Below are 26981 nucleotides of genomic sequence, written 5' to 3'. Positions count from 1 at the left end.
ACATCATGTCAACCGACGCAAGCCAGGCACAATCTCCCAGTAAATATGATCGATTGATCGCGTTGGCGCAGGCCGTGCCGCCGGTTTCAACCGTCGTCGTGCATCCTTGCGACGAAACATCACTACGCGGAGCTGTCGACAGTGCGAAGGCCGGCATCATTCGGCCAATCCTGGTCGGTCCCGAGCAGAAGATCAGGGACACCGCGGACAAGGGCGGATTTGACATCACGGGCTTTGAAATCGTCGATGCCGCGCATAGTGAGGACGCTGCTGCCAAAGGCGTCGAATTGATCCACGCAGCCAAAGGCGAAATGCTGATGAAGGGCAGCCTGCACACCGACGAGCTGATGCGCGCGGTGGCGGCAAAGGCGGGCGGCTTACGCACCGACCGGCGCATCAGCCATGTCTTCGTGATGGATGTGCCGGCCTATACCGAGACCATTTTCGTCACAGATGCTGCGATCAACATCTTCCCGGACCTTGGTGCCAAGCGAGACATCATCCAGAACGCCATCGATCTCTACAATCAGGCCGGGTTCGGCCAGTCTCCTCGCGTGGCGATCCTGTCTGCGGTTGAAACCGTTACCGCCACGATTCCTTCGACGATCGATGCGGCAGCGCTGTGCAAAATGGCCGACCGAGGTCAGATCACCGGGGGATTGCTCGACGGACCGCTGGCATTCGACAACGCCATCGATGTTGAGGCGGCGCGGATCAAGGGTATCAAGTCCGAGGTCGCAGGCCGCGCGCAGATACTGGTTGTTCCTAACCTTGAGGCTGGCAACATGTTGGCAAAGAACCTGGCGTATTTCGCCAAGGCCGATGGTGCGGGAATTGTGCTGGGTGCCCGAGTGCCTGTTGTGTTGACGTCACGAGCCGACACGGCACGCGCGCGGATGGCGTCCTGCGCTATCGCGTCGCTCTATGCGCATGCCAGGCGTCAACGCGCGCCAACGGTCGCTGGGTGATAGCCATGGACACAATCCTTGTCGTCAATGCTGGCTCGTCGAGCGTCAAGTTTCAGGTCTTTTCGGTCGAGGGAGAGGGGAACTTAGACAGGCGGATCAAGGGCCAGATTGATGGAATCGGCAGTCGTCCGCGGTTACGTGCGAACGGGCCTAATGCTGAGCCGATGGCCGATCGTGTCTATCCGATCGAGGCCGTGGCTGACGTGCCAGCTGCGATGTCTGTCGCCGGCGCCTGGCTCCGCGAAGAACTCAATATCAACCCCGTCGCCGTCGGCCATCGCGTCGTCCATGGCGGGCCGGATTATGCAAATCCGGTATTGATTGATCACGGCGTCGTGGGGCGCCTGGAGCGATATGTTTCGCTGGCCCCGCTACACCAGCCGCATAACCTGGCGCCGATCAAAACGATCCTGAACAACTTCCCGGCTCTGCCGCAGGTCGCCTGTTTCGACACCGCCTTTCATCGCGATCACAACGCTCTCGCGGATCACTATGCGATTCCGTACGAGCTCCATGCCGAGGGCATCAGGCGGTACGGCTTCCACGGCTTATCGTACGAATATATCGCCAAGCGCCTGCCGCAGGTTGCGCCCGACGTCGCAGGCGGACGCGTGATCGTCGCCCACCTCGGCAGTGGTGCCTCGATGGGGGCGATCAAGAATGGAAAGAGTGTCGAGAGTACAATGGGCTTTACGGCGCTCGATGGGCTCGCGATGGGAACGCGTGTCGGTCAGCTCGATCCGGGAGTCGTTCTGTATTTGATTGCAGAGAAAGGCATGTCGGTATCGAAAGTGCAGGATTTTCTTTATCGGGACTGCGGCCTGAAGGGGCTATCTGGCGTCAGCAACGACATGCGTGAACTTGAAAGCAGCGGGGATCCGCGCGCGGCGTTTGCGATCGACTACTTCGTCTATCGAGTGGGGCTGCACGCCGGCATGCTCGCTGCCGCGTTGCAGGGTCTCGACGCCTTCGTGTTCACGGCTGGGATCGGTGAGAACTCGGCATCGATCCGGGCGCGCATTGTCGAGAGGCTTGCCTGGCTCGGCGTCGTGCTTGATCCGGCAGAGAATGCTGGACACGCAAGCAGGATATCGCGATTCGATAGCCGTATTCCCGTCTATGTCATTCCTACCGACGAAGAGCTGATGATTGCGCAGCATACGCTATCGTTGTTGATGAATCCGAAAACGCACGATCAGAAGCATGAGAGAGTGTCATGAAGATTCCGGTATATCCAGAGACCAGTATCGCGTTGAAAGGCAAGAAGGGGCTCATCGTCGGTATAGCCAACGACCAGTCTATAGCTTGGGGCTGCGCCAAGGCCTTTCGGGCGCTTGGCGCCGACGTTGCCGTTACATATCTGAACGAAAAGGCCAAGAAGCACGTCGAGCCGCTCGCGGAGGCGCTGGAGTCTCCAATCTTCATGCCGCTTGATGTGATGGTTGAAGGCGAAACCGAGAAGGTGTTTGAGCGGATCGGCAAGGAATGGGGGCAACTCGACTTTCTTTTGCACTCCATTGCTTTCTCGCCCAAGAATGCGTTGCATGGCCGTGTGGTTGACGTTGATCGTGAGGGCTTTCAGAAGACCATGGACGTTTCGTGCTGGTCGTTTATGCGGATGGCGCACCTGGCGGAGCCGCTCATGAAGAACGGTGGCACGCTGTTCACCATGACCTATTATGGCAGTCAGATGGTGGTGAAGAACTACAATGTCATGGGTGTCGCGAAAGCGGCTCTCGAGGCCGCAGTGCGTTATATCGCGGCCGAACTCGGTCCAAAAGGCATTCGCGTGCATGCGATTTCGCCCGGGCCTCTGGCAACGCGCGCTGCGTCCGGCATTCCGGAGTTCGACGAACTGATGGACAAGGCGCAGTCGCAAGCGCCGTCGCGCAGTCTTGTCAGCATTGACGATGTGGGGAGGGCGACTGCATTCCTCGCGCTCGACGGTGCCAAGCTGATCACTGGAAGTGTGCTCTACGTCGATGGTGGCTACCACATTATCGATTAACGTGTGGCGTTCTTGCTTCAGCTGAAGTGTAGGCCGATTACCTCAGCGACGCAGGCAGGGCGCTTGCCGCCCTCGATCTCGATTGTCACGCGATAGTGGGTGCGCAAGCCGTTGGGTGGTACTTCCTCGGCTTCCGCTATGCTGACGCGGCCGCGCAATTTTGAACCGGCCGGCACAGGCGAGAGATAGCGGACGCGGTCCGCGCCATAGTTAAGGGTATTCTTCAGCCCCTTCAGACCCATCACTGAGCGGATAAACATCGGCGTCAAGCTCAGGGACAGCAGGCCGTGAGCGATAGTCTTACCACCCGGCATCTCCGTTTCCGCGCGCTCCTGGTCGACATGAATCCATTGCTCGTCGCAGGTCGCTTCCGCGAACTTGTTGATGCGGTCCTGCGTCACCTCAATCCAGTCGCTAACGCCGACCTCTGTACCGACGGCGGCCTTGAGTTCTTCAAACCCGTTGAAAATCCGCATGAATGTGATCCGATTCCACAGGTTACAGTTTCATTTCGGGAACTTTGTCTGGAACGACGAGCTCGGCCTCCGTCACCGCCAGTACCTCGGCGATGGTGACGCCGGGCGCCGTCTCCTGCAAAGTTGCGTTGCCGCCAGGAAAGGCGATGACCGCCATATCGGTAACGACGAGATCGATTGGCCGAACCGACGTGAGTGGTAGGATGCATTTGGCAACAATCTTAGACTTTCCCTTGGCTGCATGTTGCATGGCAACGATTACACGTTTGGCACCACTAACGAGGTCCATCGCGCCGCCCATACCTGGCACCATCTTGCCGGGAATCGTCCAGTTGGCGAGCCGCCCGCCGGCATCTACCTGCAGACCGCCGAGTACGGTGATGTCGACATGGCCACCGCGGATCAAACCGAACGACATCGCACTATCGAACGTGGCGGCGCCGGGCAGCGCGCTAATGGGCTTGCCGCCGGCATCGGTCAGCAGCGGATGAGCCATGCCCTGCTCGGGTATGGGACCGGTGCCAATCAATCCGTTCTCGGACTGAAAGAAAATGTTCAACCCTGGCGGCACATAGTTAGCGACCAGAGTTGGAATGCCAATGCCTAGATTGACGAGGTTGCCCGGTCGAAGCTCTTGCGCCACGCGGCGGGCGATAGTGGTTTGTGCATCCATAGATCACCCGTTCGCGACGAGGTAATCGACCAGGGGGGCGGGGGTAATAACGTGGTCGGGCGCGATGACGCCGACCGGGACGATATGCTCCGCGGTGACGATGACGGTGTCCGCCGCCATCGCCATGACCGGATTGAAGTTGCGGGCCGTGAGGGCGTAGGACAGGTTGCCGGCGTAGTCGGCAAGAAATGCGTGCACAAGCGCAAAATCGGCGCGTAGGGCGGTCTCGAGCAGATAGCTCTTCCCGCCCACATCGATCTTTTGTTTGCCTTCCTCGACCAGCGTCCCGACGCCAGTCGGCGTCAATACGCCACCCAACCCACAGCCACCGGCGCGAATGCGCTCGACGAAAGTGCCCTGCGGGATCAGATCAACGGTGATCTGTTTGCCCAGCATTTGCTGTTGAGCCTTCGGATTGAGGCCAATGTGGGTCCCGATCATGTGGGCTACCTGTGCGCCCTCGAATAGTTTCCCGACGCCTTTACCGGGGGTGGCCGCATCATTGCTGATGAGAGAAATGTTCGACTTCTTCTGCCGCACTAGTTCGTCGAGCAGGCGCTCCGGCGTTCCCACACCCATGAATCCGCCGACCATGATGCTTGCGCCGGTCGGGATCATCGCAATGGCATCTTCCAGAGAAACAGCCTTCATAATGGAGCTCCGGTCAACAGTCGATCAGGAGAGCCGATGGTGAAGAAGTGTCGGTGTACGAAGCCGGTGCTCCTTTGATCTGCGTCAAGACTTGTCATTATTTCCTTCGCGAACAGAGACTCCCACGCCTTCGAGGGCTTCCGCCCAGAGCTTGCGGATCTCTGCGTGGCGCTCTTCGAGAGTAGCGCTCACGGCTTCACGGAAGGGCGTCAGATTCGGGCTCTTTAGAAGAAGGATCTGTGCCTGCAGCAGGCGGCCGCTTTCAAATTCAATACGGCGCAGCGCCGTGACGAATGGATCATGCGTGTCGGCTTCGACCGGCAAGAGGGCGGCGGGCCGAATTCCAGCATGTATGGCATGCGCGCGGGCAGCCAAATCACCCGCCAGTGCCAGGGGGGGATCGTCAATGCCTTCGATGGGCTTTGGGAGCCATGTCGTTTCCCAAGACGCTGCCAAATAGCTCAGTGCAAGATCGGGTATCCATGATGTCGCGCGCAGCAACAGGGAAACGATTTCCGCTTCTCGATAGAATTGCGCATTCAATTCGGTCTGCCAGGCGGATTCGAGCTTGAGTGGCATGGCGAACGCGAAGTGTCGCGCCAACGCGCCGTGGGCCGAGATCAAGAATGCTGCGACGCGTGTTTGCTGATGTAAGGGCACGCGGCCTTCGGGGTCGAGTGGTCCGAAGAACGCCCTCATCGTATCGTTTCCTGTACTGGTATCGCTCGCAGATGGTCGTAGCCGGCTGGAAATGGAACGAGCTGCCCGCCGGCTTCTTCCGGAGCAATCCAGACAGCCTTGTTGCCTTGCCAGCCCCCCGCCAGCACATCCTCTGCAAAGCGTGCGAGCAGGTCGGCGGTGAGCGCGGGTTTCTCCAGCGTAAAGGCATGGTAAGCGCGTTGAACGATGACAAGCGAGCTGTCTGGAATTTGGATACGCAGGGTCTCGTGGAGTGCACGTGGCGTCAGAAAGTCGAATTCACCGTTGAGGATCATCGTTGGTACGCCGATTAGAGGGAGTTGCGGCGTCAAAGGCTGGAAGTCGAGGAAAGACTCCATCAGATTCTGCAGGGCGTAAACGTCATTGATAAGCCAGCCTTGCCGCTTGACGTTGTCGAGCGTTTCCAAAACCGGATTCAGCCACTGGTCGCTGACGTTCATTGGCAGCAGTAGGTCCTGAAGATAGCTGGTGCCGCCAAGGACTAACCCGGTTCGCAAAGCATTGCCGAGCAGATACAGTTGAGGCGGTAGCTCGGCAAAGCAGCTCATCGGCACCAGACCGGTCAACCGTTGGCCGTGTTCGATTGCATAGCGCAGTGCAATAAGGCCGCCGAAGCTGATGCCACTCAGAAAAATGGGACCGTCGCCGAGTTCTCCAATCAGGAGATGTAATGCGGCGACGTGGTCGTCCTGACGGATGAACAGCGCGGGCTTATCGGACGCACCTTGGCCGAGCAGATCGAACGTCGCGACGCGGAAGTGACGCGCCACCAGTGCGTCGCGATAGGCCGTCCATAATTCAGCGTATTGCGTCAGTCCGTTGACCAGAACGTAGACGGGCGCGTCCGTCGGTCCGTCGAGCTCATAACGTATCCGATATGAACCGTAGCTCAGGAAGGGCATTGCGCTGACCGGTTGGCGATTTGATCGTCGCAATGATCAGCGGACGAAGACAATTTCTATTGAGCTAGATCAAGCATTTCCTGATTGAGCCCCTTAACATATGCACAAAACATCATCGGGAGGAGACCGTCATGACCGGTAGAGCTGCCATGAAACGTTGCCTCGTCAGCCTGATCCTGTTGCTGGTTGGCACTGCAATTGCGGTTGCGCAACCCTTCACACGCCGGTCGTCGCAAGTGCAACATGATGGGCTGAAAAACTACTATGAGGTGCCAAACTTCAGGTTGGGCGGTAAGTATGATCTGAACGATCCGACCAAGTGGGAGAACGGCGGAGAGGGCGGGGTCACGCTGGAGTCGCTCGGTGGCGGACAATTGCGCACCGCGTACGTCGCGATTGGGAATGCGCGCCGCAATGCGGCCGGCGAGATCACCAACGCCGTTGTCATCAATTCCTATTATTCCGGTGACTCCACTGACATGTATGAGCAATGGGTCAAGGGCGCTGCCCTGTCGGGCGGCGTGCCGACTATTGGTCCGGGTCGACCGATCGATACCGACCGGTACTATGTTATTATGGTCGATCCGCTGGGGACCTGGGGTGCTAGTAAGCCATCAGACGGTCTAGGCATCAAATTTCCGCAATACAGCTATTTTGATATGGTGCAGGCTAACTACCGCATGTTGCGTGATCACCTGAAGGTCGCGCGCGTGGCGCTTGTTGCTGGCGTCTCGATGGGCGGCACGCAGACCTACGTTTGGGGTGTGCTGCATCCAGAGTATATCGGCGCACTTATGCCGATCGGCGGAACGACCCAGTCCGACGCCGAGGACCCCGTCGGCAATTGGACTTTTCAGTTGATGACGGCCGCGATCCAATCTGATCCGGTATGGCAATCCACCAAAGGTGATTACTACAAGCTTCCCAAGGAGAAGCACCCCTTGCCGGGCATGGCCTTCGGCTGGTCGGTGCTCGGCCTGACCGGATATGATTTCGGCTTCAGGACTACTCAGAGTTTCGCATCGGTACAGCCCGAGGTCTTCTATTGGGATCCACCGAACGAGAAGGCCGGTCTCAGTGTCAACAATCGCTCCAAGATGTATGATGCGGTCGACCTTGTCTGGCGCAATCGAGTTGGTGAAACCTACAACGTCAATCCGTACCTCGGCCGAATTCAGGCGCGCACATTGGTGATGCACATCACCAATGATCTCTGGCTGAACTTCAAGCTCGCCCAGCGCGCCGTCGATCGCGTGCCGGGCGCGGACCTCATTTCCGAGGAGAGTCCGGTCGCACACTACGGCGTGTTCCCGATTATCAACAATCGCAAGAACGATCCGAAGTTCGTGGCTTTCATGGACGACGTGGCGAGCCTTGATCGGGCGCAGAAGTTCGTCGACAAGAATTATCGTGTTCCTGGTGTTGCCGAGAATGTGGATAAGACAAAATCATTCTGGAAAGATCATGTGACCTATCCTTATCCGGTCAAATACGCGACCGCGAAGGACAAGCGTGGAACGCCCTGGCAGATCGGCTACATGGACGAATATGCTGGGACCGACAAGGAACCGAAAGTTCTTGTCGTCATTCACGGGAAGGGCGCGTTTGGCGGGCACTACGGCAATATCATGCAGTATGCGCTGCGCAGCGGACTGCGCGTGATCGTTCCGGATTTACCTCATTACGGCATGTCAGGGCCCGGCAATCTAGATAAGAGCCCGGCGCGGACCATGCAGGACATGCGCGAGGTGATTTACGATCTCGTTGTCAATCAGCTCGGCGTCAAAAAGGCGCATTACCTTGGACACTCGCTTGGTGGTCAGTTTGTGATGGGTTACGCGCTCACTTGGCCGGATGCAGTGCAGGGCCTTGCGCTTGAAGCGCCGTCTGGCCTTGAGGAGTATCCGCGCGACATCACGATCGCCAAGGACAAGAAAGCGCGCTTGTTCGATGAGGCCTTCGGCCGCGATTTCGACAAGTGGAAGCAGAGCTGGGAGCAGACCGGAATTCTCAAAGCGGAAATGGGGCGATCTGAGCCGAACATCCGCGATTTCTTTTACTTCAAGAAACGTGACCCTGAGACCGGCGTGGTGTCGGCTGCCAAGAGCGGATACTTCTTTAGCGACAGCGAATATGCCCGCTTCCATACGGAGCAGCGTGTTGGGTTAACGAAGGGAAATCCCAAGGAGCTCGAGCAGTGGTGTAACGTCTTCATCTTCGACGTCTACACGATCGGGGCGGAGTTGCAGCAGGACGATCCGAAGAACCTTTACGATCGGCTGACGGAGATCAAGGCGCCGATCTTCCTCGCGTTCGGGGACAAGGAGCCATTTATCCCGACGCCTGCTTTTAACGGGCTAACCGACCTGGGACGTGACGTCATTACGCCGTTCATGTCGCGCATGACCAATGCCGGTAACCGGCCGATGCTTAAAATCTATCCGGAGACCGGACACTTCATCCATACGGACAATCCAGTTGAATACTCCGCAGACGTGGTCGATTTTGTAACGAAGGGAACCGTCGACACCAGTTCACCACTCGGCACTGACCGTATGATCAGGGGAGCTGTCGCGTCAGCCGTCCCTTTAGCACCGACGCCGCCCGGAGCTGCGCCGACTGCCGGCCTGAACAAGTAGGGTGATACATGCCAAGAGTGCGGGCAGGTGAGGTCTCTCTGGGCTGGCGGGAGTGGGGACGAGGCGACGTTAGCGTCGTCTTCGTTCACGGCAACCTCGCCAGCAAGGATTGGATCGAAATCGCCGCACCACTGTTTCCTTCTGGACTGCGCGTGATTGGAATCGACTGGCGCGGTTGTGGCGACAGCGACCAGCCGGAACCTGCAGCCGACTATAGCAACTACTCCATGCAGCAGCACGCGGAGGATATGTTAGCCGCGATCGACGCTCTGGACGTCAAATTCTGCCATCTTGCTACGCACTCAACGGGCGGCATCATTGCCGCGCGTATGTTGTTGATGCAACCGGAGCGCTTTGGGAGCGTATTCTCCCTCGATCCAGTTTCACCGCTCGGTATGGCCTTCAACGCCGATCAGATCGGCGTTTTTCGGGCGATGATGGCAAGCAAGCAAGTCACGCGGACGGTAATGGCCAGCGCGGCGTCCTCGCTATTCTTGCCAGATAGCTTGGCGCCAAATGCGATCCCACGTTTTCGCGAAGGGCTCGGGGAAATTCAGGCCCTGTTTGAACGCATCATCGAACAGACCTTCGGCGTTTCTGAAGGGATCTGGATCGGCACGCCGCTAAATCTTACCCGCGAGCGAGAAATTGGAGAACTCAAACGCCGCATGCCGGATATCCGGCATCCCCATCTGGTGTTGTGGGGGGAACAGGATGGCTGGATTCCGCCAGCCGATCTCCGGGCGATGGCTGCGGTAATGCCAGATTGCCGGCTCGTGGTTGTGCCCGGTATCGGGCATTCGATGAATCTTGAGCTACCCGCGCTCTACGCAGGCTATTTCGGCGCATGGTTCGGAGGGCGTTCGAAATAGCAGGGATCTGGGCAGGCAATGGCAATTCAGCTCCTCGTCGGCACGATCGTTACCGTGATCACCATCATGGTTCATGCGCTGGTCACCGTTGGTGCGGTGGGCATCGCCCGCTCAGCAGGGCTACGGCACACCACGCGACCGAGACTTCACCTGATGGCCGTGATGGTTGGGGTTGCTGCCGTGCTGATGATTGCACATACGCTGGAAATGCTCGCTTGGGCGCTGGCCTATGCAATAGTCGGCGCTGCCCCAGACGACAGCGACCTTCTTTATTTCGCATTCGTAAATTACACCACCCTCGGCTACGGCGATATAACGCCGGTGCAAGCGTGGCGGCTGATCGGGCCGATGACCGCCATGAATGGCATTCTGATGTTTGGTTGGTCGACTGCGGTCCTCTTCGAAGTGTTGCGTAAGACGCTGGATCATCTTGCCGCGATCGGTGCGCGCGGCTTCAGCCCTGTAGATCCAGACTAGCGAGTCTGCTTCGGTCCAAGAGTACAATCTGACGCTGAGTGTTGCCGATGAAACCGAGAGTCCTCAGTTCGTGCAATCGCGACAGTACGCGGGAAACAGTTTCCAGCGTTAGGCCCAGGTAGTCGGCGATATCGCGGCGTGACATCGGCAGGGCCATAGTGCCCGCGGCAGACAACCGCTTGTCCATCTCAAGCAGGAAGGCCGCGACCCGCTCCAGCGAGGTCTTGCGGCCAAGCAGAAGCATGTGATCCTCCGCGTGTTGCAGATTGCTTGTGGTCATACTGAGCAAGTTGCGCGCGACCATGGCGTCGCTTTCAGCCACGATCTCTAAACTTTGTCGCTTAATGAGGCGAACAGTGGTGTCTACAATCGCTTCCGCAGTGAACCGATGCTCGCCACCGTTCTCAAGGCCGAAGATGTCTCCGGCGAGGTGAAATGCGCCGATCTGACGGCGGCCGTCGGAGAGCAGTTTGTAGCTTCGCACGGCACCGGATTTCACCTGATATACGTACTCTGCAGGCTCTTTCTCCCCGTAGATCTCGGTGCTCTTTTTGTAAGTAAACTCATTCAAGCTGACGATGGGATTCGAGTCGCTGGCCATGCCGAACTCACGGAGGGAATTGGGGCGAGGCGTCGGATTCGTAGTCGTGCGAGCAAACATGGGTCAACTCCCCTCACCAAATGATCGCCAGAGCAACGTTGCATTGCAGGGAAGTGTTGAGCTTTTCGCTTCCTCTAAAGCTGATCTAAGACTAGGGTGCAACCTTAGGCTATTGGTCCAAAGGTCATTGTCCCAAAGTACAATGCGCGAGGCCTTACGTCGCCAAGGGCATTACGCTTGGAATGAATCATTTGAGCGGATGGACGGCGCACTCGCATGATCGATAGGAGAGAATGCGAAGGTCGGTCGGGCAGGAAATGTCAGAGCTGTGGTTGTCATTAGAGAAACTTGATCTCAGAGGGCAAAATGCCTGGTTTGATCCATGTAGTGGATGACGACGCGTCGTTTAGAGCTGCGATCGAACGTCGGCTCAGGGTGGCCGGGTATGAGGTTGCGGTATATGCTTCGTCACAGCAGTTTCTGGATCGATTGCCAGACGTTAATCCGCGCGCGTGTATCGTGCTGGATGTTCAGATGCCGGCACTTAACGGCCCGCAATTGCAGAGCCGCTTGATCGAGCTAGGCTCGAGTATGCCGATCATCTTCCTTACGGGACATGTCGATACCGCGGTAACGGTGCGAACGATCAAGGCCGGCGCGGAAGACTTCCTGACCAAGCCCGTGACATCACAGCAGTTGATTGATGCGATTGAGCGTGCGCTAGCGCGCCAGGAGTCTACGGGAGGTCAGCAAGAGAAAACCGCCTTATGTCGCCTGCTGGTTTCATCTCTTACGCCACGTGAGCGACAGGTGTTCGATCTAGTGGTACGTGGAAAGATCAACAAGCAAATCGCCATAAGTCTGGGAACGACGGAGCGCACGATAAAAGCGCACCGCCATCAGGTAATGGAGAAAATGCGTGTCCTTTCACTCGCAGAACTCGTTTCTATCGCAGAGCGGCTGGGGATGCGCGACCGAGTTTGAATCGCAGCGGCCGCAGCTCTCACTATTCATCGATACCCTGATTAAACATCTGCGTGGGCGGGCCTTCATGAGCGGTGGCGAAGCGACCAAGGGCTAGCGAGGTCGTCAGTCGTAACAGACTGGAATCCACAAACTGCAGATGCAGAATCTGCCCCTGTGCCATACGTTTTACCAAGCTTGGTTCGGCGATAGTTCCTGCGATGCAGGCATTGGTCAGACACCAGGTGTACGGAACTCTGTAAGTCACGCCTTGATCGATCGTGAGTTCAACCGGCTTTTGCAGGTACATACCTACGGGGGAGAATATTTGTATCCGCTTGGCGGCATCGCCTTCGCGTTCGATGATGTCCAGCCGAACCGCCATTTGACCGGTCGGGAAAGCACCGGTGATCGATGTGCGACAAAGTGGTTTTGCCCCGCCAGGCTTGAAGCAGACTTTGCTCCAGTCCCCGAAGGTGATGTCCTTCACTGGGCGCTGACCGCGGGAGCGAACTTCCCCATCAGGAGCGGTGGCCGCCGGGTCTTGTTGGGATACTGCGGGTTTGTTGAACGTGAGGCTCGCCAGCGCCGCAAGTAGGAGCGCTCGGAAGGGGTTCAACGGATGCTTGCGTTGTGGTTTATTGGGATCGGAATATGTCACAGCTGACCTCCGGTCTTGGTCTCATTTCTGGTCATCCAAAAACTTCGCTACAATTGGCGACCAAATCGGGATAGCTTCCGGCGATCCGATGAGAAAGTGCCCCTCATCACCAAAAGGCGGTATCAAGCGGTACTCTGCTTTACCGCCGGCGGCCGTGAAGGCCTCGTGCATACGTTTCGACAGTGCTGGTCCGAAGAACGTATCGTTTTCGATGTAGATCCACAGCATTGGCATGCGTGATGTGCGGCCGAAATCTGCCGTCGCTTCGATGAGCCTGTCCGGCGCGCAGTTGTTGTTTGGCTTGCCGTCGACGCGGCCACCGCGGCCGGCGGCGAAAGTAATGATCGCTTTAACCTGTGGTGGATTTACGCTCGATAGCGCAATGGATGCCCAACCTCCGGCGGATTGTCCAACGACGATGACATCGTTCGGCACGATGCGGTTTTCTGCGATCAAATAGTCAATAATCCAGAGGTTAACTTTTGCGACTGCAAGCCCGGCGTCGTGGAAGTTTGGATTTTCGCATTTTCCGATCTTGGAGAAGAAAGGGCCGTAGATGGCACGCTCGGGAATGTCGATGGCGGATGCCCCATATCCGGTGCCGACCGGCGCCACCACCAGATAACCGCGCCTCGCAAACCATTTGGCCGCATCGCGGAATTCAACCAGGGGAAAGAAGCCGCGGTCAGTCGGATTGAGCGAGACGCCGTGGTTCATGATAACCAGCGGGAAGGGGCCGTTGCCTATCGGGCGCACCAGATAGGCAAACATCGGCAACGGCAGCGGCAGCACCCAGAGCTCTTCCTGGATGCGCGCAGCGTCGGGCTTGTCGGCCGCTTGCATCGGCGCGGCAGGGGCCATGGATATAAGAAGCGCCGCCGTGACGAACGCGTGAATGGCATGCATGGTGGGTGCCTTTCCGGATCGCCTCATGTCGCGATCCGACAGCCAAAATTCTGAAGGCAGTTGATTCAGATCAATCCTCATTGCCGGAGCCAGCGCCTGTTGGCCCGATGAGCTCGAATATTTCTGCGATACGTGTGGTTAATGTGCCGACGCGCCGCGAAGAAACCCTGATGGTCGCGTTGCTGCTGGGCTTCGCAGGCGGCTATCTCGATGCCTATACGTGGATTACGCATGGCGTTCTAGCGAATGCGCAGACCGCCAACTTGGTATTCTTATGGGTAAAAGCGACGGCCGGGAAGTGGACGGAGGCATTTCACTTCGTGCCATCGCTCTTCGCTTTCGTCGTCGGCGTGGTGATCGCCTCATGGCTGCGGCGTGCAGTCGGTGATCGAGTCGGCCCGATCAGCATTCTCGTAGAAGCTGGCGTTCTGATCCTTGTCGGTGTGCTGCACAATCGCGTGCCTGACGTTGCGGGCACGCTGGGCGTCTCGATGGTGGCCGCAATGCAGACTTCGATTTTCACCAAGGTTGAGGGTTCAAACTACAGCTCTGTGATGATCACAGGAAACTTTCGCCAGGCGATTGAGGGAGCGGTCGCACTGGTTGCTGGAGATATCCAGGTCGGTCTGTTGCGTAAGTCCCGTATATTCATGGGGGTTTGCGCCGCATTTGGCACAGGCGCCGCTGTCGGTGCTTTCATTACAGAGCGGGCGCCAGCACTCACTCTAACCGTTCCTGTCGGTGCGTTGCTGCTGGTTCTTCTATGCTGCGGCGGATTCCGCGGCATGATGCGGGATCGCGTTGATCGAAGGGAGCAGGCATGAGGTCGCACGGGATCTTTCCGCCGACGCGCTGGCTTGCCGAATATCGCGCTGACTGGCTTCGCTGTGACATGATCGCTGGCGTCACGCTGGCCGCCTATGCGATCCCGGTGTCGTTGGCCTATGCTGCGCTCGCCGGCATGCCGCCCCAGATCGGGATCTATGGCTACATGCTGGGCGGCATTGGCTATGCCTTGTTGGGCTCTTCGCGGCAACTTGCTGTCGGCCCGACTTCGGCGATTTCGCTGATGATCGCCGCTTCGGTCGGGGGTCTAGCGGCAGGCGATGCGCTTCGCTATGCGCAGATTGCGAGTGTAGCAGCCCTTGGCGTTGCGGCTCTCTGCCTGATTGCCTGGATCTTTCGACTAAGCATGCTGGTACGCTTGATCAGCGACACCATTCTGGTTGGCTTCAAGGCTGGCGCGGGTCTCACCATTATCATGACGCAGCTGCCGAGCCTATTTGGCGTTGCTGGTGGCGGGCGAAATTTCTTCGATCGCCTTGTCGTGCTTGTTGGGCAGCTCGGTGGTGTTCACTGGATCGTGCTTGCGATCGGACTTGTTGCGATCATGCTGCTCCAGGGCGAGCGTCTATTGCCCGGCAGACCGGTAGGACTTGCAGTCGTCATCCTATCGATCGTTGTCGCGACAGCGCTCGGCTTGCCGGCGCTTGGCATTCCCGTCACCGGCGAAATTCCGAAGGGCTTGCCGAGCATTGCCATGCCGACCTTCGGGCTTCTTGAGTTCGATGAACTATTTCCTCTCGCTGCCGGCATCATGTTGCTCGCCTATGTCGAAGGCGTCGCAGGTGCGCGAAGTTTTGCGGCGAGGCACGACTATCCCATCGACGTGCGGCAGGAGTTTCTGGGGTTGGGCGCCGCCAATCTGGCGGTAGCGCTCGGCCATGGTTACCCTGTTGCGGGAGGCTTGTCACAATCCGCCGTTAATGATCAGGCCGGCGCGAAAACGCCGCTCGCTCTGATCATTTGTTCAGCCACGTTGGGGATCTGTCTACTTTTCCTCACGGGGATATTGACCAATCTGCCTAAGGCTGTACTTGCTGCGATCGTTTGCACGGCTGTCTACAAACTAGTTGACATCGCCGCGCTAATGCGGATGTGGCGTATCAGTCGGATCGACTTCTATGCTGCGGCGATCGCCCTTGTCTCCGTGCTGATGCTGGGCATCCTTCAGGGCATCCTGCTGGCTACGCTAGCGTCCATATTTCTGTTACTGGCGCGTGCCTCGCAGCCAAACGTCGCGATTCTCGGGCGCTTAGCAGGAACAGGCCGATATGCCGATAGTGCGCGATACCCTGACGTCGAGCCCCTTGCTGGTGTTCTCGCTTTCCGCCCAGAGGCCTCGTTACTTTACATCAATGCGGAAACGGCGATGGAGAATGTGATGGCAAAGGTTCGCGCATCACCGGACACCAGGGTTGTGGTCTGCGGGCTCTCTTCCTCACCCTTTATCGATCTTGCGGGCGTGAAAATGCTTCACGACCTCCATGGCGAACTTGTCTCGCGCGGCATCGCTTTTCAGATCGTCGGCGCCCGCGGGCAAGTCCGAGATGTTTTGCAGGCTGATGGCCTCGCGGAGAAGACCGACAGCGCCAACTGGACCCGAAGGATGGATAGTGTACTCGACGATCTGAGGAAAGGTTGACCGTGTTGCCGTGCCAAGCGGAGCGTCGTTCACAACATCACGTTGCATTGACTTGGATCAACAGGCGCCACTGGGAACGGCTTTAGCATTGGCTACACGCCATCAGCATCCTGGATTTGTTACATGTCCAAGGACGGCAACGCCGCAACAACCGATCTGCTGACATTGGCCGCGGGAACGATATCGGCTTCCTCGGCACGAGATCCAGAGTTCGGTACCGAGGATGGCTTCCCGGTCGGCCATGCCATGTCCGGCCTACTTTTCACCGTGTTCGGATAGTTCGCGATGATCTTGGCCCAAGAAGTCAGTTTCACAACCAGAAGGGAATGAACCATGCGAAAATTTAGCGTCTTTGTCGTTGCAGTCGCGGTGCTTGCTGGGGTCGTCGGCTTCGCCACGCCATCAAGCGCGGATATGGGCCAGGTTGCTGTGATATTTACCAAGGGTGGCTTTATTGTCGGGGTCGGCGGCGGTGAGGGCGTGTTGAGGTACCGCGGAAAAGCCTATCCCTTTACCGTCTCGGGCATGAGCGTGGGTTTCACGATTGGTGCATCTACCACCAAGCTTATCGGTCGCGCGATCAATTTGAAGGGGCCCACATCAATTGAAGGCACCTATGGAGTGGTCGGAGCGGGTGGGGCGGTGGTGGGTGGCGCTGGAGGCGTGCAATTGCAGAATGGCAATGGCGTGATCCTGCAGCTCAGCGGCCCCAAAGTTGGCGCTGAACTATCCGCCGCTGTTGGCGGCGTGACGATACGGTTGAAGTAAGCCGGCGTCGAACGGGGCTGCGCACTGCGCGGCCTCGTTTCTTTTAGTAACGATTTTCGACGAACTTCATCCGACGGAGGCTGACCTGATCGTTGTAGCGGCCCTTGTTGGAACGCTTCGACATCCTAATCTTCTTTCGCGCAATCTTCTTGTATGGGATCGTCTTGAGGATATGCGATATAATGTTGAGCCGAGCCCGCCGCTTGTCGTCGGAGCGGACCAATCGCCATGGCGCATGCCTTGTATCGGTCGCCTTGAACATCACGTCGCGCGCTCGGGAATAGTCATACCAGCGCCCAAATGACTCGGTGTCCATCGGGCTTAACTTCCATTGACGGAGAGGATCCTCGATGCGTGCCTTGAAGCGCAGCTCCTGCTCCTTCATACCGACTTCAAGCCACAGCTTGATTAGGATGATCCCAGCATCCACAGCGAATTTCTCGACCAGCGGGCACAATTCCAAGAAGCGTTTGTGTTCAGCGGGGCTGCAGAAGCCCATCACATACTCGACGCCAGCGCGGTTGTACCAGCTTCGGTCGAAGATCACGATCTCGCCACTTGCCGGGAACTGCTCGATGTAGCGTTGAAGGAATAGCTGAGACTTTTGGCGGTCAGACGGTGCTGGCAGGGCGCAGACGCGGAAGACCCGCGGACTCACCTTTTCGGTGAGGGCTTTGATGGCGCCCCCCTTGCCAGCGGCATCGCGTCCTTCGAACAGAACGATGACTTTTAAATTATTGGCTTTAACCCAGTCCTGCAAATGGCAGAGTTCGACCTGAAGCTTTCCCAGCTCCTTCTCGTAGTCCTTGCGCTTTAATCGCTCCCTTGGCACGTCAGCTGACATCTCACAGCTCCAGCATGAATCCGATGCGAACCACGTTCAATCTCCCCAAGAAATTGTGATGGCAATGTCGCCGGGTATTCCTCCCGGATAATCGATGGTCTGGTAACCGATGCGATAGCCACGTGGCTGCAAATAGTCGCTCCAAAGCTGAAATATCTCACTTGGAATTCCCGTTAGTGTTTTCTCCCATCCCTTTTCTTGCTGATTGATCGCGCGACCCTTGTCGGTGCACAGCGAATTGGGAAAGCGATAGACCTGAACTTCCGTCAAACCGTTTCGTACCGCCCGCTGGATTATGGTCGACGCAAGCTGGACCTTTTCGGCTTCGCTCTTGCCGGACGGTTGGCTGAGCCGCTCGATCAGCGCGCGCTTCTCGGCCTCAGCCGCCGCGGCAAGACGTGCGTACTTTTCCACCGCCTCGGCCTCCTTGAGGGCGGCCTCTTTACGGATCTGCGTGGCGTTGGGAATGAGATCATCGATGCTACGAGACATGATTGATGGCTCCTGGTGATTGTCGGCTTCGGCGCTGCCACAAGGTTATGTACGGCCGATCGTGTTTTATTGATCCAAATCAAGCAAACCGCACCGTGGGGAGGCACGGTACAGCGTATGGCTGCGGAGCGCCCAGGCGTCCGGAAGGGAGAGAAGACTTGAGCGAACAGTTGCACGCCGCAGCTCCTCATCATCTGCCATTCTTCGTTCCCGGTGCCGACGGAGCGGATACCCTGATGGTAGTGATGGGCGTTTTTCTCGTAGCGACGCTGCTATGGGCGGGTACGCTATACTGGAAACTGCACAGCCTGCCCGAACGCATGGCGCACAAAAGCCAGAAACTGCAGATGGAGATCGTCGCTGTCCTCGGTCTGATCTCGCTGTTCACTCACATGCATATTTTTTGGATCGCGGGCTTGTTGCTCGCCATGATCGACCTGCCGGATTTCGGTACGCCGATGCGCAGCATTGCGGATTCCGTGGAGCGAATCGCAAATGCGACGCCGGGCACGCTTTCCGCTGAAGCCAAGGTTGAGTCTGTAACTGGCGCCAAGGCCGATGTTCAGCCCTCGATAAGGCAAGGGGTGCATGACCATGCTTGAACTCATGATCTGTTCGCTGGTTACCATCCTTCCCGATTATCTCTATCGCCGCTATCGGCAGGGAAAACGGTTCGGCAAAGAGATTACTTTCTTCTCTGTCTGGTATGAACTGAGATGGGGGATCACCGGCTGCCTGATGCTGACGCTCGGGCTAATCACGATGATCTTCTATTTTCATCCGTCCACAACGTCGGCGGCCATCTACTTCCGGACGGTACCAATTCTCCCTGAAGGCTCGGGCCGTGTCGCGGAGGTGAATGTCGGATTCACGGCTGATGTTAAAAAGGGCGACGTTCTTTTCCGGCTGGATAGTTCGAAGCAGGACGCAGCGCTGGAGACCGCCAAGCGAAAGATCGCCGAGGTCGAGGCATCCCTCGTCTCGGCGCGAACCGACATTGCTAAGGCGGACGCCCAGATCGGAGAAGCGAGAGCATCTCACCAGCAGGCCAAGGATGAGCTGGAGGTCAAGACCGAACTGCAACGTCGGAATCCCGGGATCGTGCCGCAGCGCGATATCGAGAAGCTGCAAGTGCTGGTCGATCAGCGGCAGTCCGGTATCGATGTGGCGACCGCCACGAGGGAATCTTCGCTACTGCGTGTTTCTACGCTCTTGCCGGCCGAGAGAGCGAGCGCCGAGGCCGCGCAGGCGCAAGCGCAGGTGGATGTCGACAAGACCTATGTGCGTGCCGGCGTCGATGGCCGTGTTGAGCAATTTCTCATTCGCACCGGCGACGTCGTCAATCAACTTATGCGGCCGGCCGGAGTTTTGATACCCGACGGAGCAGGTCGGCGTAGCTTACAGGCCGGATTTGGCCAGATCGAAGCCCAGGTCATGAAGCCGGGCATGGTCGCGGAAGCAACCTGTATCTCGCAGCCGTGGGTCATCATTCCGCTGGTCGTCACAAGCGTGCAGGATTTTATCGCCGCGGGGCAATTCCGTAGCGGCGAGCTGTTGATTGATCCGCAGAACCTGCAAAGACCCGGTTCGATTCTCGTCTTCCTGGAGCCGCTTTACAAAGGCGGCTTGGAGGGAGTCACGCCGGGCAGTGCGTGTATCGTTAATGCGTACACCAGCAACCATGACGTAATTGCCGATCCAAAAACTGGTGCGTTGAAGGGGTTTGCCCTGCATGCCGTAGATGCGACCGGACTTGTGCATGCATTGCTGTTGCGGATCCAGGCGCTGCTGTTGCCAATCAAGACACTGGTATTGAGCGGTCATTGAGAGGAAAGAATATGGCTATGCTTCAAAGATTTGTCGTTATTGCCCTGATTGCGGCTTCCTCAGCAATGTTGTCACCGCGGAGCGCAAAGGCGATCGATCTTGCTGGTGCGTGGGCGACAAGTGCGGACCAATGCAACAAAGTGTTTACCCGCAAGGGGCGTGCGAAACAGATCGCGTTTACGAATTTCTCCGGCGTATACGGCGGCGGCTTCATCGCCGAAGCAGATCGTCTGAGGGGAAAACACGAGATCTGCAAGATCAAGTCGAAGAAGGAAAGTAAGGAAACGATCAACCTGATCGCGGCCTGCGCATCGAGCATTATGCTTTCACACGTCCAGTTCATCCTTAACGTGGTTGATGAAAATACGATCTCTCGAGAGTTTCCGGGAATGGTGGATATGAAAGTGTCCTACCATCGTTGCGATATAGCGGATTAGCATCCGATGATGCGATTGACCTGGATCACAGAAAGTGTGCGCGGGGTGGCTGGATAGAGTTGACCAAGGGAGTTACGCTATGAACGAGAGAAATTCAGTTAACAGTAAGCCAAAACACCTTGTAGATGTGGCGCTGGTCGCTGCCGCCATCGCATTTTCTGCACAGCCGGCCAGTGCGGACGATCCAGCGAAATTGCTTAAGGCGATGGCTGAATACACGGCCGCGCAAAAGTCGATCTATGCGACATTCGAAAGTGATATCGAGGTCGTGACGCCTGAGCTGGAGAAGATCCAGTTTACGAGTTCCGGAAGAATGCAGCTCTCGCGACCGGACAAGCTTCGGATTAGCCGAACGGGAGGCTATACCGACGTCGACTTTATCTACGACGGAAAGACTGCGTCGATCTATGGCAACAATGCCAAGGCCTATGTGCAGGCCGACCTTGTGGGGTCCATCGATCAGCTTGTCGATCTGATCCAAGCGAAATCGGGCGCTGCGATGCCAGGCACGGACTTGCTGCTTACAAATACCTATGACGTGTTGATGTCCAATGTCGTCCAGGCTCAACACATTGGGCAAGGTATGATCGACGGCGTCGAATGCGAACATCTGGCGTTTCGTGGCGCGGATATCGATTGGCAAATCTGGATCGAGAGTGGAGCACGGCCTGTTCCTCGGAAATATGTGATCACCAGCAAGACGGTGACCGGGGCACCGCAATACACGCTCAGGATCAGGGACTGGAAGAATGACGCCGTCGTGGAGGCCGACACATTTGTATTCAAGCCACCGGCCGGTGCGACGAAGGTCGATCTGGATTCCGGCGCAATGGCAGAGTTCGACGAAATTCCCCCCGGTACGCCATCAGGAGCAAAAAAATGAAATCAGTGCGAAAAGTGATCATGGTAGCAGTCGCGCTCATGTCCTTTGTAGCGGGATGGTGCTGGAGCGGCGGAGACGTCACAATACATGGGGTATTCTCCGTCGCTGAAGCGAGGGTTGGGCGGCCGCTGACACCGATGAGCTATGCCGGGGTAGCGCGCCGGACCACCCGCCGAGCCGTTGCAGTGGGTGCTGCGGCCGGCGCCGCGGGCGTCTATTATGGCTCATCGTGCAGGCAAGTCGTGGACGCCTATGGGCGAGTCACGACGGTCTGTTGACGTCAGCGCTGCCTGGCCCGGCTGTTGCGGAAATGCGCACACGCTGACACTGTGTCATAGCGACTGTTCGCGAGTCTCAGACGGTTGGGGAGGACGATGAATCGCTGCATCCCCGTTGCTGTCACGGATCGACTACGCCTGGTCGTACGTCTGTGTGTCTGCGCGCTGCTGTGGGCGTCCATTCCGTTCGACATTGCCGGAGCTACTGAGCGTAGTGACATTAAGCGCGTGCTGGTACTTCATTCATTCGGTCGGGAATTTCGCCCCTGGAGCGAGCATGCTAGGAGCATCAAGGCGACGCTCGAGCGGCTTTCGCCGTGGCCGCTGGACATCCAGGAACATGCGCTGCTCACGGCGAGGTTCAATAACCCGGGTCCGGAAGCACCGTTCGTTGACTATTTGAACTCGCTCTACCATGGCCGTCCACCTGATATCGTGTTGAGCATCGGAGCGCCGGCGGCAACGTTCGTTCAGAAGTATCGCGAGCAGCTTTTTCCCGGAACGCCAATGGTTCTGACGGTGGTGGAGCAGCGGCTGGTGAACCGCGTGAACCTCACGGACAACGACACCGTCATTTCGGTCCGCAATGATTTTCTGGCCGCGTTCAAGAATATTCTTCAGGTCATGCCGGAAACTCAGACGATTGCCGTTGTGATCGGTGCCTCAGCATTGGAACAATTTTGGCTTGAGGAGCTAAAAAGGGAATTGAAGCCGCTAGAGAACCGTGTCGCCTTTGTCTATTATACCGATCTTCCGTTTACGGAAATTCTCAAGAGAGCGTCTGCGCTTCCGCCGCACACCGTCCTGTTCTGGGGTTTGATGTCTATCGACGCTGCCGGTGTCAGCCATGAAGGCGACCTTGCCTTGCGTAGCCTTCATGCAGTCGCCAATGCGCCGATCTTCTCCTACCAGGAAGCCTTTTTCGATCCAGAAACCGTTGGCGGCCCGATGCATTCGATCGCCGAAACCAGCAAGCAGACTGTCAACGCTGCGGTTCGAATCCTTGGCGGCGAGAAGCCGGGGAACATCAAAGTCGAGCCGATTGAATTCGCTGCGCCGAAATTCGATTGGCGGCAAATGCAACGCTGGGGCATCAACCAGAGCAATCTGCCGCCGGGCAGCGAGATCCTGTTTCGCGAGCCCGATATTTGGGCGCAGTATCGCTGGCAGATTCAGCTGATTGCTGCCGTCATTCTGATCCAAACGGGGTTGATCAGCGGCTTATTGCACGAACGTCGCCGGCGACGCCTTGCCGAGATCGAGTCACGACAGCGGCTGGCGGAACTTGCGCACGTCAACCGCTATTCGGCCGCCGGAGAGTTGACGACCTCCATTGCGCATGAGCTGAATCAGCCGCTTGGCTCCATTCTTACGAATACAGAGACAGCGGAGCTTTTGCTGAAGGGGGCCTCTCCGGATCTCGCCGAAGTTAGGGAAATCCTTGCGGACATCAGGCGTGACGATCAACGGGCCAGCGAAGTGATCCGCCGACTTCGCAGCGTACTGAAGAAAACGCCGTTCGAGGTCCGGGACATCGATTTGAACAGTACGGTGCGGGAGGCGATCGGGCTTGTAGAAGCAGTGACTGATCGACGCGGCATTGCGCTAATGTTCGCTGCCGCTTCGGGCGATTTGTACGTCAAGGGCGATCCGGTTCAGCTGCAACAGGTCATTCTCAACCTGATCATTAATGCAATGGACGCAATCTCCGATGCCGACGATAAAGAGCGCGAAGTCAACATATCGACGGCCCGGCTGAACGCGCACGCCGAAATCAAGATTAGCGACACCGGTCCAGGAATCGTGGTCGCGGATATCCGGAGCATCTTCAACCCATTCTTCACGACCAAGGCGCAAGGCTTGGGTATGGGACTCGCCATCGCCCGTACTATCGTAGAGGCGCACCAAGGGGAGATCTCTGCTGCAAATCAAGTATCAGGCGGCGCGCTGTTTGTGATCAAAATCCCACTCGCTCTCGCGCAGTCGTCCACCGCATGAAGTCAGAGATCCTCCAACGTCGCGGTCACTGGAAATTCGGCTTTCCTTGATCTTGATCAAAGGACCTTCCTCCCTTCCGTCGATGCTTGCTGCAGGGAACCCCGAAGGAGGGTGTGATGTTCTGCTGCCGCAAGATTCTATTCGCGCTTGCACTGGTGATGGCGATCCCTGTCGCTGTCTCGGCCCAGACGGTTGATAAGGCAGCCGCTCCAGACGTTCCGGCGAGCCGACCAACGCCGAGCGTCGAGCTGCTAAAGCCAGAGCAACTTGAGGCGCTGGTCGCACCCATTGCGCTTTATCCCGACGAACTGCTCGCGAATGTCCTGGCAGCATCGACCTACCCGCTGGAGGTAGTGCAGGCGGATCGTTGGGCCAAGGAACGCAAGTCGCTCAAGGGTGACGCGCTGAAGGAAGCGGTCGACAAGCAGGCGTGGGACGACAGCGTCAAGGCTCTGGTCAGCACTCCGGACGTCCTGGCGATGATGAGCGACAAGGTCGATTGGACAAAGAGCCTCGGCGATGCGGTGCTCGCTCAACAGCCGGATGTCATGGATGCGATCCAGCGGCTGCGGGCGAAAGCCTATGACAACAAAAAGCTCGTGACCACCAAGCAGCAAAAGGTCAGCGTTAAGGCCCAGGAAAGCAAGCAGGTGGTCGTGATCGAACAGGCGGATCCTGCGGCGGTTTATGTACCGTATTACGATCCGGCAACGGTGTACGGGACCTGGCCCTATGCGGAATATCCACCGTATTACTTCGGGTACCCGTCCTATATCGGCGCGGGTGTTGTCGCGGCGGGTGTCGCCTTCGGCACCGCATGGGCAATCGGGCGTTGGGGCAACTACTGGGGCGGTGGCTTCAACTGGGGTAACCGCAACGTCTATGTCAACCATCGCACGACCAATGTTGGAAACGGTTGGCAGCACAACCCGGCGCACCGCCAGGGCGTGCGCTACAACAACGCCAACGTTCAGCAGCGCTTCAGCAACAACAATCTGAAGGCGGGCGCCTCGAACCGGATGGATTTCCGTGGTCGCGACGGGCAGCAGGTGCTGCGTCCGAACCAGGGCGCTGGCGATCGCGCGGGAGATCGAGGCGGCGTTGGCGCCGGCACACGAGATCGGCCGGGAGGTGGAGATCGCGCCAGCGTTGCGGACCGGGCCAAAGGCGGCGCCGATCGCGCGAAGGCTGGCAATCGCGCCAAAGGCGGCGGTGATCGTGTGAAGACTGCCAACCGCAGCGGGGCCGGCGCGGCCGGGCGTGGCGGTGGAAATCGTGGCGGTGCAATGAATGTGTCGTCCGGCCGCGCGGCGGCGGCGGCGTCTGCACGCGGACGGGCCAGCATGGCGAGCATGCCGCGCGGCGGCGGCGCAAGCTTCGCTGGCGCGCGCGGAGGCGGCGGCTTTCATGGCGGTGGCGGCGGTGGTTTCCGTGGTGGTGGCGGCGGTGGTTTCCGAGGTGGCGGCGGCGGTGGGCGGCGGTCTGACATCGCTCTGAAGCATGACGTTGTCCTGCTGGGCCATCTCGCCAACGGTCTCGGCTACTATCGCTTCAGCTATCTCGGCGGCCAGAAGGCCTATGTCGGCGTGATCGCGCAGGAAGTCGAAAACGTGGTGCCAGATGCCGTGAGGCGGGGCAGCGACGGCTACCTGCGGGTGAAGTATGAGGCGCTCGGTCTGACGTTCCGCACCTATCGGGATTGGCTTGCAAATGGCGCAAAAATCCCTTCGGAGGTGTCGCCATGATCGTTTGGACGTCAATCCATCGCGCTGCATCGACAACTGCGGCGACTGTCGTGGCGCTGGCCCTCATGGGCTCGGTGTCGGAAGCGCAACAATCCTTTCCAACGCCGGAGGCTGCTGCAGCGGCGCTTGCCATCGCGGTCAAGGGTGACGCTAGCGATATTCTAAAGGTCCTCGGCAAGGCAGCCGATGACATCGTGTCGTCCGGTGACGAGGTGGCCGACGCTGACACGCGTCTGCGCTTCACGTCCATGTATGACGCCAAGCATGCGATCAAGACGGAGGGCAACAAGAGAGCTACCTTGATGCTCGGTACGGACGACTTTCCGTTCCCGATTCCACTCATCAACACCAAGACAGGTTGGGAGTTCGATACTGAAGAGGGCCGCATCGAGGTCCTGTATCGCCGGATCGGCCGTAACGAACTTGATGCGATCCAGACCAGTCTCGCCTATGTCGACGCCCAGAACGAATATGCCGAGAAGGATCGCGGCGAGGGCGCTGGCGTTTATGCACAGCGGATTGTATCGACGCCGGGCAAGAAGGACGGGCTGTTTTGGCGTGATGATGGCGATCCGAGCCCGTTGGGTGCGTTGGTCGCAGAAGCTTCAACTGAAGGCTACCAGGTCGGTGAAAAGCCGCAGCCGTATCACGGCTACTACTTTCGCATACTGAAAGGGCAGGGGGCCAATGCTCCCGGCGGCGCGCTGATCTATTTGGTGAAAGGCAAGATGATCGGCGGCTATGGACTAATCGCCTGGCCTGCCGAATACGGAAATTCCGGCGTCAAGACGTTCGTGGTCAATCATGCCGGGACGGTCTACGAAAAGGATCTCGGACCGCAGACCGACCGGATCGTGAGGCGCATGTCCTTGTTCGATCCGGACCAGACCTGGAAAAAAGTCGATGCAGAAAAGCCCTGAGCGCGGGATATCTGCTTTGCGTCTGCTCGTGATGCATCTGACGGCAGTTGTACTGCTCACATCGACTGTTCCGGTGACGCCGTCCCGGGCTCAGGCATCCGGCTATGTTCGGGTAAAGCTGTTGAAGGCGGGGCTGGTCTTGGGCGCGGGCGGCGGCAGCGGCATCGTGACATATCGCGGCCGGGACTATCCATTCAGGGTATCCGGCCTGAGTCTCGGGTTTGCAGCGGGAGTGTCCGTCATTCGACTGACAGGATGGGCCTCGGGCATAAGGCAGATCAGGGACTTTGCCGGCACCTATAGCTCTGTTGGGGGTGGAGGCGCCTTCGTTGGCGGGATGGGCGGCGTTCAACTAACGAATGGGCAGGGTGTAAGGATTGCCCTGCGCGGACCCCGCGCGGGAGTGGAGCTTGCTGGAAATATCGGCCAGATCACAATTTCCCTGAAGGAGTGACGAGCGGATAGTCACGACGTAATCGGTTTGATTTCGTAAGAGGTGCGCACTCAGCATGAATTTATCGAAAGCGCCTGAAAGGCCTTATCTATTCTTGGGGCGGTCCGCAGAAATTGGCTGGGGATTAGTGCTGTCACGTAAACTATCCACTATTCGCGGTAAGGCCTTGATCTGCCGACAGTGCCCCTGGGTGTTCGCATTTCTGCTGTTCGCGCCGTCTGCTGTCACTGCTCTCCCGCTTACTTCGTTTCGCTATGAGACGCAGGCGCGGGAGCATTGCCATGAAGATACTGTTGTTTGGCTCGATTATCGCGACGAGGTCTATTACCTCAA

Annotated in this window: 30 protein-coding genes; 20 read left to right on the top strand and 10 right to left on the bottom strand. The window is 57.9% G+C overall.

Going from position 1 to position 26981, the window contains the following annotated elements:
* Positions 1-5 precede the first annotated feature (5 nt).
* Genes AB7813_RS04690 through fabI form a run of 3 tightly spaced genes read left to right on the top strand, consistent with a single transcriptional unit; the run spans position 6 to position 2976 of the window.
* Positions 6-968, top strand: coding sequence for a phosphate acetyltransferase (locus AB7813_RS04690; protein ID WP_441227908.1), 963 nt, complete (start codon positions 6-8; stop codon positions 966-968).
* Between the two features lie 5 nt (positions 969-973).
* The gene (locus AB7813_RS04685; RefSeq protein ID WP_120289500.1) at positions 974-2188 is read left to right on the top strand and encodes an acetate kinase; all 1215 of its coding nucleotides are present in this window, start codon (positions 974-976) and stop codon (positions 2186-2188) included.
* Positions 2185-2976: an enoyl-ACP reductase FabI gene (fabI, locus tag AB7813_RS04680; protein ID WP_120289502.1), complete on the top strand. Its 792-nt coding sequence runs from the start codon at positions 2185-2187 to the stop codon at positions 2974-2976. Before AB7813_RS04685 ends, fabI begins: the two co-directional genes overlap by 4 nt.
* Positions 2977-2993: 17 nt before the next feature.
* On the opposite strand, the gene AB7813_RS04675 is transcribed toward fabI, so the two are convergent.
* The 5 genes from AB7813_RS04675 to AB7813_RS04655 all read right to left on the bottom strand — a co-directional run bounded on the left by AB7813_RS04675 (position 2994) and on the right by AB7813_RS04655 (position 6398).
* Positions 2994-3452, bottom strand: a complete 459-nt coding sequence (locus AB7813_RS04675) for a MaoC family dehydratase (protein ID WP_120289504.1) — start codon at positions 3450-3452, stop codon at positions 2994-2996.
* Positions 3453-3474: 22 nt separating this feature from the next.
* Positions 3475-4125, bottom strand: a complete 651-nt coding sequence (locus tag AB7813_RS04670; RefSeq protein WP_439083412.1) for a 3-oxoacid CoA-transferase subunit B — start codon at positions 4123-4125, stop codon at positions 3475-3477.
* A gap of 3 nt (positions 4126-4128) precedes the next feature.
* A complete protein-coding gene (locus AB7813_RS04665) occupies positions 4129-4776 on the bottom strand; it encodes a 3-oxoacid CoA-transferase subunit A (RefSeq protein WP_120289508.1) in 648 nt (215 codons plus the stop codon).
* A gap of 84 nt (positions 4777-4860) precedes the next feature.
* Positions 4861-5475 carry a hypothetical protein gene (locus AB7813_RS04660; protein WP_120289510.1) on the bottom strand — a complete coding sequence of 205 codons (615 nt, stop codon included), beginning with the start codon at positions 5473-5475 and terminating at the stop codon, positions 4861-4863.
* Positions 5472-6398, bottom strand: a complete 927-nt coding sequence (locus tag AB7813_RS04655) for an alpha/beta fold hydrolase (RefSeq protein ID WP_439083414.1) — start codon at positions 6396-6398, stop codon at positions 5472-5474. The genes AB7813_RS04660 and AB7813_RS04655 overlap by 4 nt, the downstream gene beginning before the upstream one ends.
* Positions 6399-6529: 131 nt before the next feature.
* Between AB7813_RS04655 and AB7813_RS04650 the strand changes: the two genes are divergently transcribed.
* Genes AB7813_RS04650 through AB7813_RS04640 form a run of 3 tightly spaced genes read left to right on the top strand, consistent with a single transcriptional unit; the run spans position 6530 to position 10386 of the window.
* A complete protein-coding gene (locus AB7813_RS04650; protein ID WP_439083415.1) occupies positions 6530-9037 on the top strand; it encodes an alpha/beta hydrolase in 2508 nt (835 codons plus the stop codon).
* A gap of 8 nt (positions 9038-9045) precedes the next feature.
* The gene (locus AB7813_RS04645) at positions 9046-9909 is read left to right on the top strand and encodes an alpha/beta fold hydrolase (protein WP_120289516.1); all 864 of its coding nucleotides are present in this window, start codon (positions 9046-9048) and stop codon (positions 9907-9909) included.
* Between the two features lie 18 nt (positions 9910-9927).
* Positions 9928-10386 carry a potassium channel family protein gene (locus AB7813_RS04640; RefSeq protein ID WP_089264203.1) on the top strand — a complete coding sequence of 153 codons (459 nt, stop codon included), beginning with the start codon at positions 9928-9930 and terminating at the stop codon, positions 10384-10386.
* Here AB7813_RS04640 and AB7813_RS04635 read toward each other — a convergent pair.
* Positions 10364-11047, bottom strand: coding sequence for a helix-turn-helix domain-containing protein (locus tag AB7813_RS04635; protein WP_120289518.1), 684 nt, complete (start codon positions 11045-11047; stop codon positions 10364-10366). The genes AB7813_RS04640 and AB7813_RS04635 overlap by 23 nt on opposite strands.
* 306 nt (positions 11048-11353) lie before the next feature.
* Between AB7813_RS04635 and AB7813_RS04630 the strand changes: the two genes are divergently transcribed.
* Entirely contained in the window at positions 11354-11971 is a 618-nt protein-coding gene (locus AB7813_RS04630) for a response regulator transcription factor (RefSeq protein WP_439058456.1), read from the top strand.
* Between the two features lie 22 nt (positions 11972-11993).
* Here AB7813_RS04630 and AB7813_RS04625 read toward each other — a convergent pair whose 3' ends face one another.
* Both AB7813_RS04625 and AB7813_RS04620 read right to left on the bottom strand, forming a co-directional pair.
* Positions 11994-12611, bottom strand: a complete 618-nt coding sequence (locus AB7813_RS04625) for an invasion associated locus B family protein (protein WP_439083416.1) — start codon at positions 12609-12611, stop codon at positions 11994-11996.
* A 21-nt stretch (positions 12612-12632) separates the two neighbouring features.
* Positions 12633-13472 carry an alpha/beta hydrolase family protein gene (locus AB7813_RS04620; protein WP_439060489.1) on the bottom strand — a complete coding sequence of 280 codons (840 nt, stop codon included), beginning with the start codon at positions 13470-13472 and terminating at the stop codon, positions 12633-12635.
* A gap of 152 nt (positions 13473-13624) precedes the next feature.
* Between AB7813_RS04620 and AB7813_RS04615 the strand changes: the two genes are divergently transcribed.
* The 4 genes from AB7813_RS04615 (at position 13625) to AB7813_RS04600 (ending at position 16770) form a co-directional block, all read left to right on the top strand.
* On the top strand, positions 13625-14341 hold the full coding sequence (locus tag AB7813_RS04615; protein ID WP_120289526.1) for a YoaK family protein: 717 nt from the start codon (positions 13625-13627) through the stop codon (positions 14339-14341).
* Positions 14342-14409: 68 nt separating this feature from the next.
* Entirely contained in the window at positions 14410-16002 is a 1593-nt protein-coding gene (locus AB7813_RS04610; RefSeq protein WP_439071788.1) for a SulP family inorganic anion transporter, read from the top strand.
* 123 nt (positions 16003-16125) lie between these two features.
* Positions 16126-16281, top strand: coding sequence for a hypothetical protein (locus tag AB7813_RS04605; protein ID WP_158596792.1), 156 nt, complete (start codon positions 16126-16128; stop codon positions 16279-16281).
* 54 nt (positions 16282-16335) lie between these two features.
* Positions 16336-16770: a hypothetical protein gene (locus AB7813_RS04600; protein WP_120289530.1), complete on the top strand. Its 435-nt coding sequence runs from the start codon at positions 16336-16338 to the stop codon at positions 16768-16770.
* A 43-nt stretch (positions 16771-16813) separates the two neighbouring features.
* On the opposite strand, the gene ppk2 is transcribed toward AB7813_RS04600, so the two are convergent.
* Together ppk2 and AB7813_RS04590 are read right to left on the bottom strand one after the other, a co-directional pair.
* Positions 16814-17614 (bottom strand): polyphosphate kinase 2, encoded by an 801-nt coding sequence (gene ppk2 / locus AB7813_RS04595; protein WP_120289532.1) that lies wholly within the window; start codon positions 17612-17614, stop codon positions 16814-16816.
* Between the two features lie 36 nt (positions 17615-17650).
* Entirely contained in the window at positions 17651-18106 is a 456-nt protein-coding gene (locus AB7813_RS04590) for a hypothetical protein (protein ID WP_089264212.1), read from the bottom strand.
* A 158-nt stretch (positions 18107-18264) separates the two neighbouring features.
* Here AB7813_RS04590 and AB7813_RS04585 point away from each other — a divergent pair, with 158 nt between their 5' ends.
* The 9 genes from AB7813_RS04585 (at position 18265) to AB7813_RS04545 (ending at position 26648) form a co-directional block, all read left to right on the top strand.
* Positions 18265-18708, top strand: coding sequence for a hypothetical protein (locus tag AB7813_RS04585; RefSeq protein WP_439083417.1), 444 nt, complete (start codon positions 18265-18267; stop codon positions 18706-18708).
* The gene (locus AB7813_RS04580; protein ID WP_439084231.1) at positions 18701-19933 is read left to right on the top strand and encodes an HlyD family secretion protein; all 1233 of its coding nucleotides are present in this window, start codon (positions 18701-18703) and stop codon (positions 19931-19933) included. The genes AB7813_RS04585 and AB7813_RS04580 overlap by 8 nt, the downstream gene beginning before the upstream one ends.
* A gap of 11 nt (positions 19934-19944) precedes the next feature.
* Complete coding sequence (locus AB7813_RS04575) at positions 19945-20370, top strand: hypothetical protein (protein WP_439071787.1); 426 nt, start codon at positions 19945-19947, stop codon at positions 20368-20370.
* Positions 20371-20449: 79 nt separating this feature from the next.
* A complete protein-coding gene (locus tag AB7813_RS04570; protein WP_441227907.1) occupies positions 20450-21253 on the top strand; it encodes a DUF2092 domain-containing protein in 804 nt (267 codons plus the stop codon).
* 38 nt (positions 21254-21291) lie between these two features.
* Complete coding sequence (locus AB7813_RS04565) at positions 21292-21531, top strand: hypothetical protein (protein WP_439073021.1); 240 nt, start codon at positions 21292-21294, stop codon at positions 21529-21531.
* A 96-nt stretch (positions 21532-21627) separates the two neighbouring features.
* Positions 21628-23529, top strand: coding sequence for a sensor histidine kinase (locus AB7813_RS04560; protein ID WP_439088862.1), 1902 nt, complete (start codon positions 21628-21630; stop codon positions 23527-23529).
* Between the two features lie 116 nt (positions 23530-23645).
* Complete coding sequence (locus AB7813_RS04555) at positions 23646-25274, top strand: DUF3300 domain-containing protein (protein WP_439083419.1); 1629 nt, start codon at positions 23646-23648, stop codon at positions 25272-25274.
* Positions 25271-26194, top strand: a complete 924-nt coding sequence (locus AB7813_RS04550; protein ID WP_441227906.1) for a DUF2950 domain-containing protein — start codon at positions 25271-25273, stop codon at positions 26192-26194. The genes AB7813_RS04555 and AB7813_RS04550 overlap by 4 nt, the downstream gene beginning before the upstream one ends.
* Positions 26178-26648 (top strand): hypothetical protein, encoded by a 471-nt coding sequence (locus AB7813_RS04545; protein WP_120289546.1) that lies wholly within the window; start codon positions 26178-26180, stop codon positions 26646-26648. The genes AB7813_RS04550 and AB7813_RS04545 overlap by 17 nt, the downstream gene beginning before the upstream one ends.
* Positions 26649-26981: the final 333 nt, after the last annotated feature.

It is taken from the genome of Tardiphaga sp. 20_F10_N6_6 (assembly GCF_052076045.1).
Lineage (GTDB): Bacteria > Pseudomonadota > Alphaproteobacteria > Rhizobiales > Xanthobacteraceae > Tardiphaga > Tardiphaga robiniae.
This window is presented reverse-complemented; position numbering and strand designations above follow the sequence as displayed.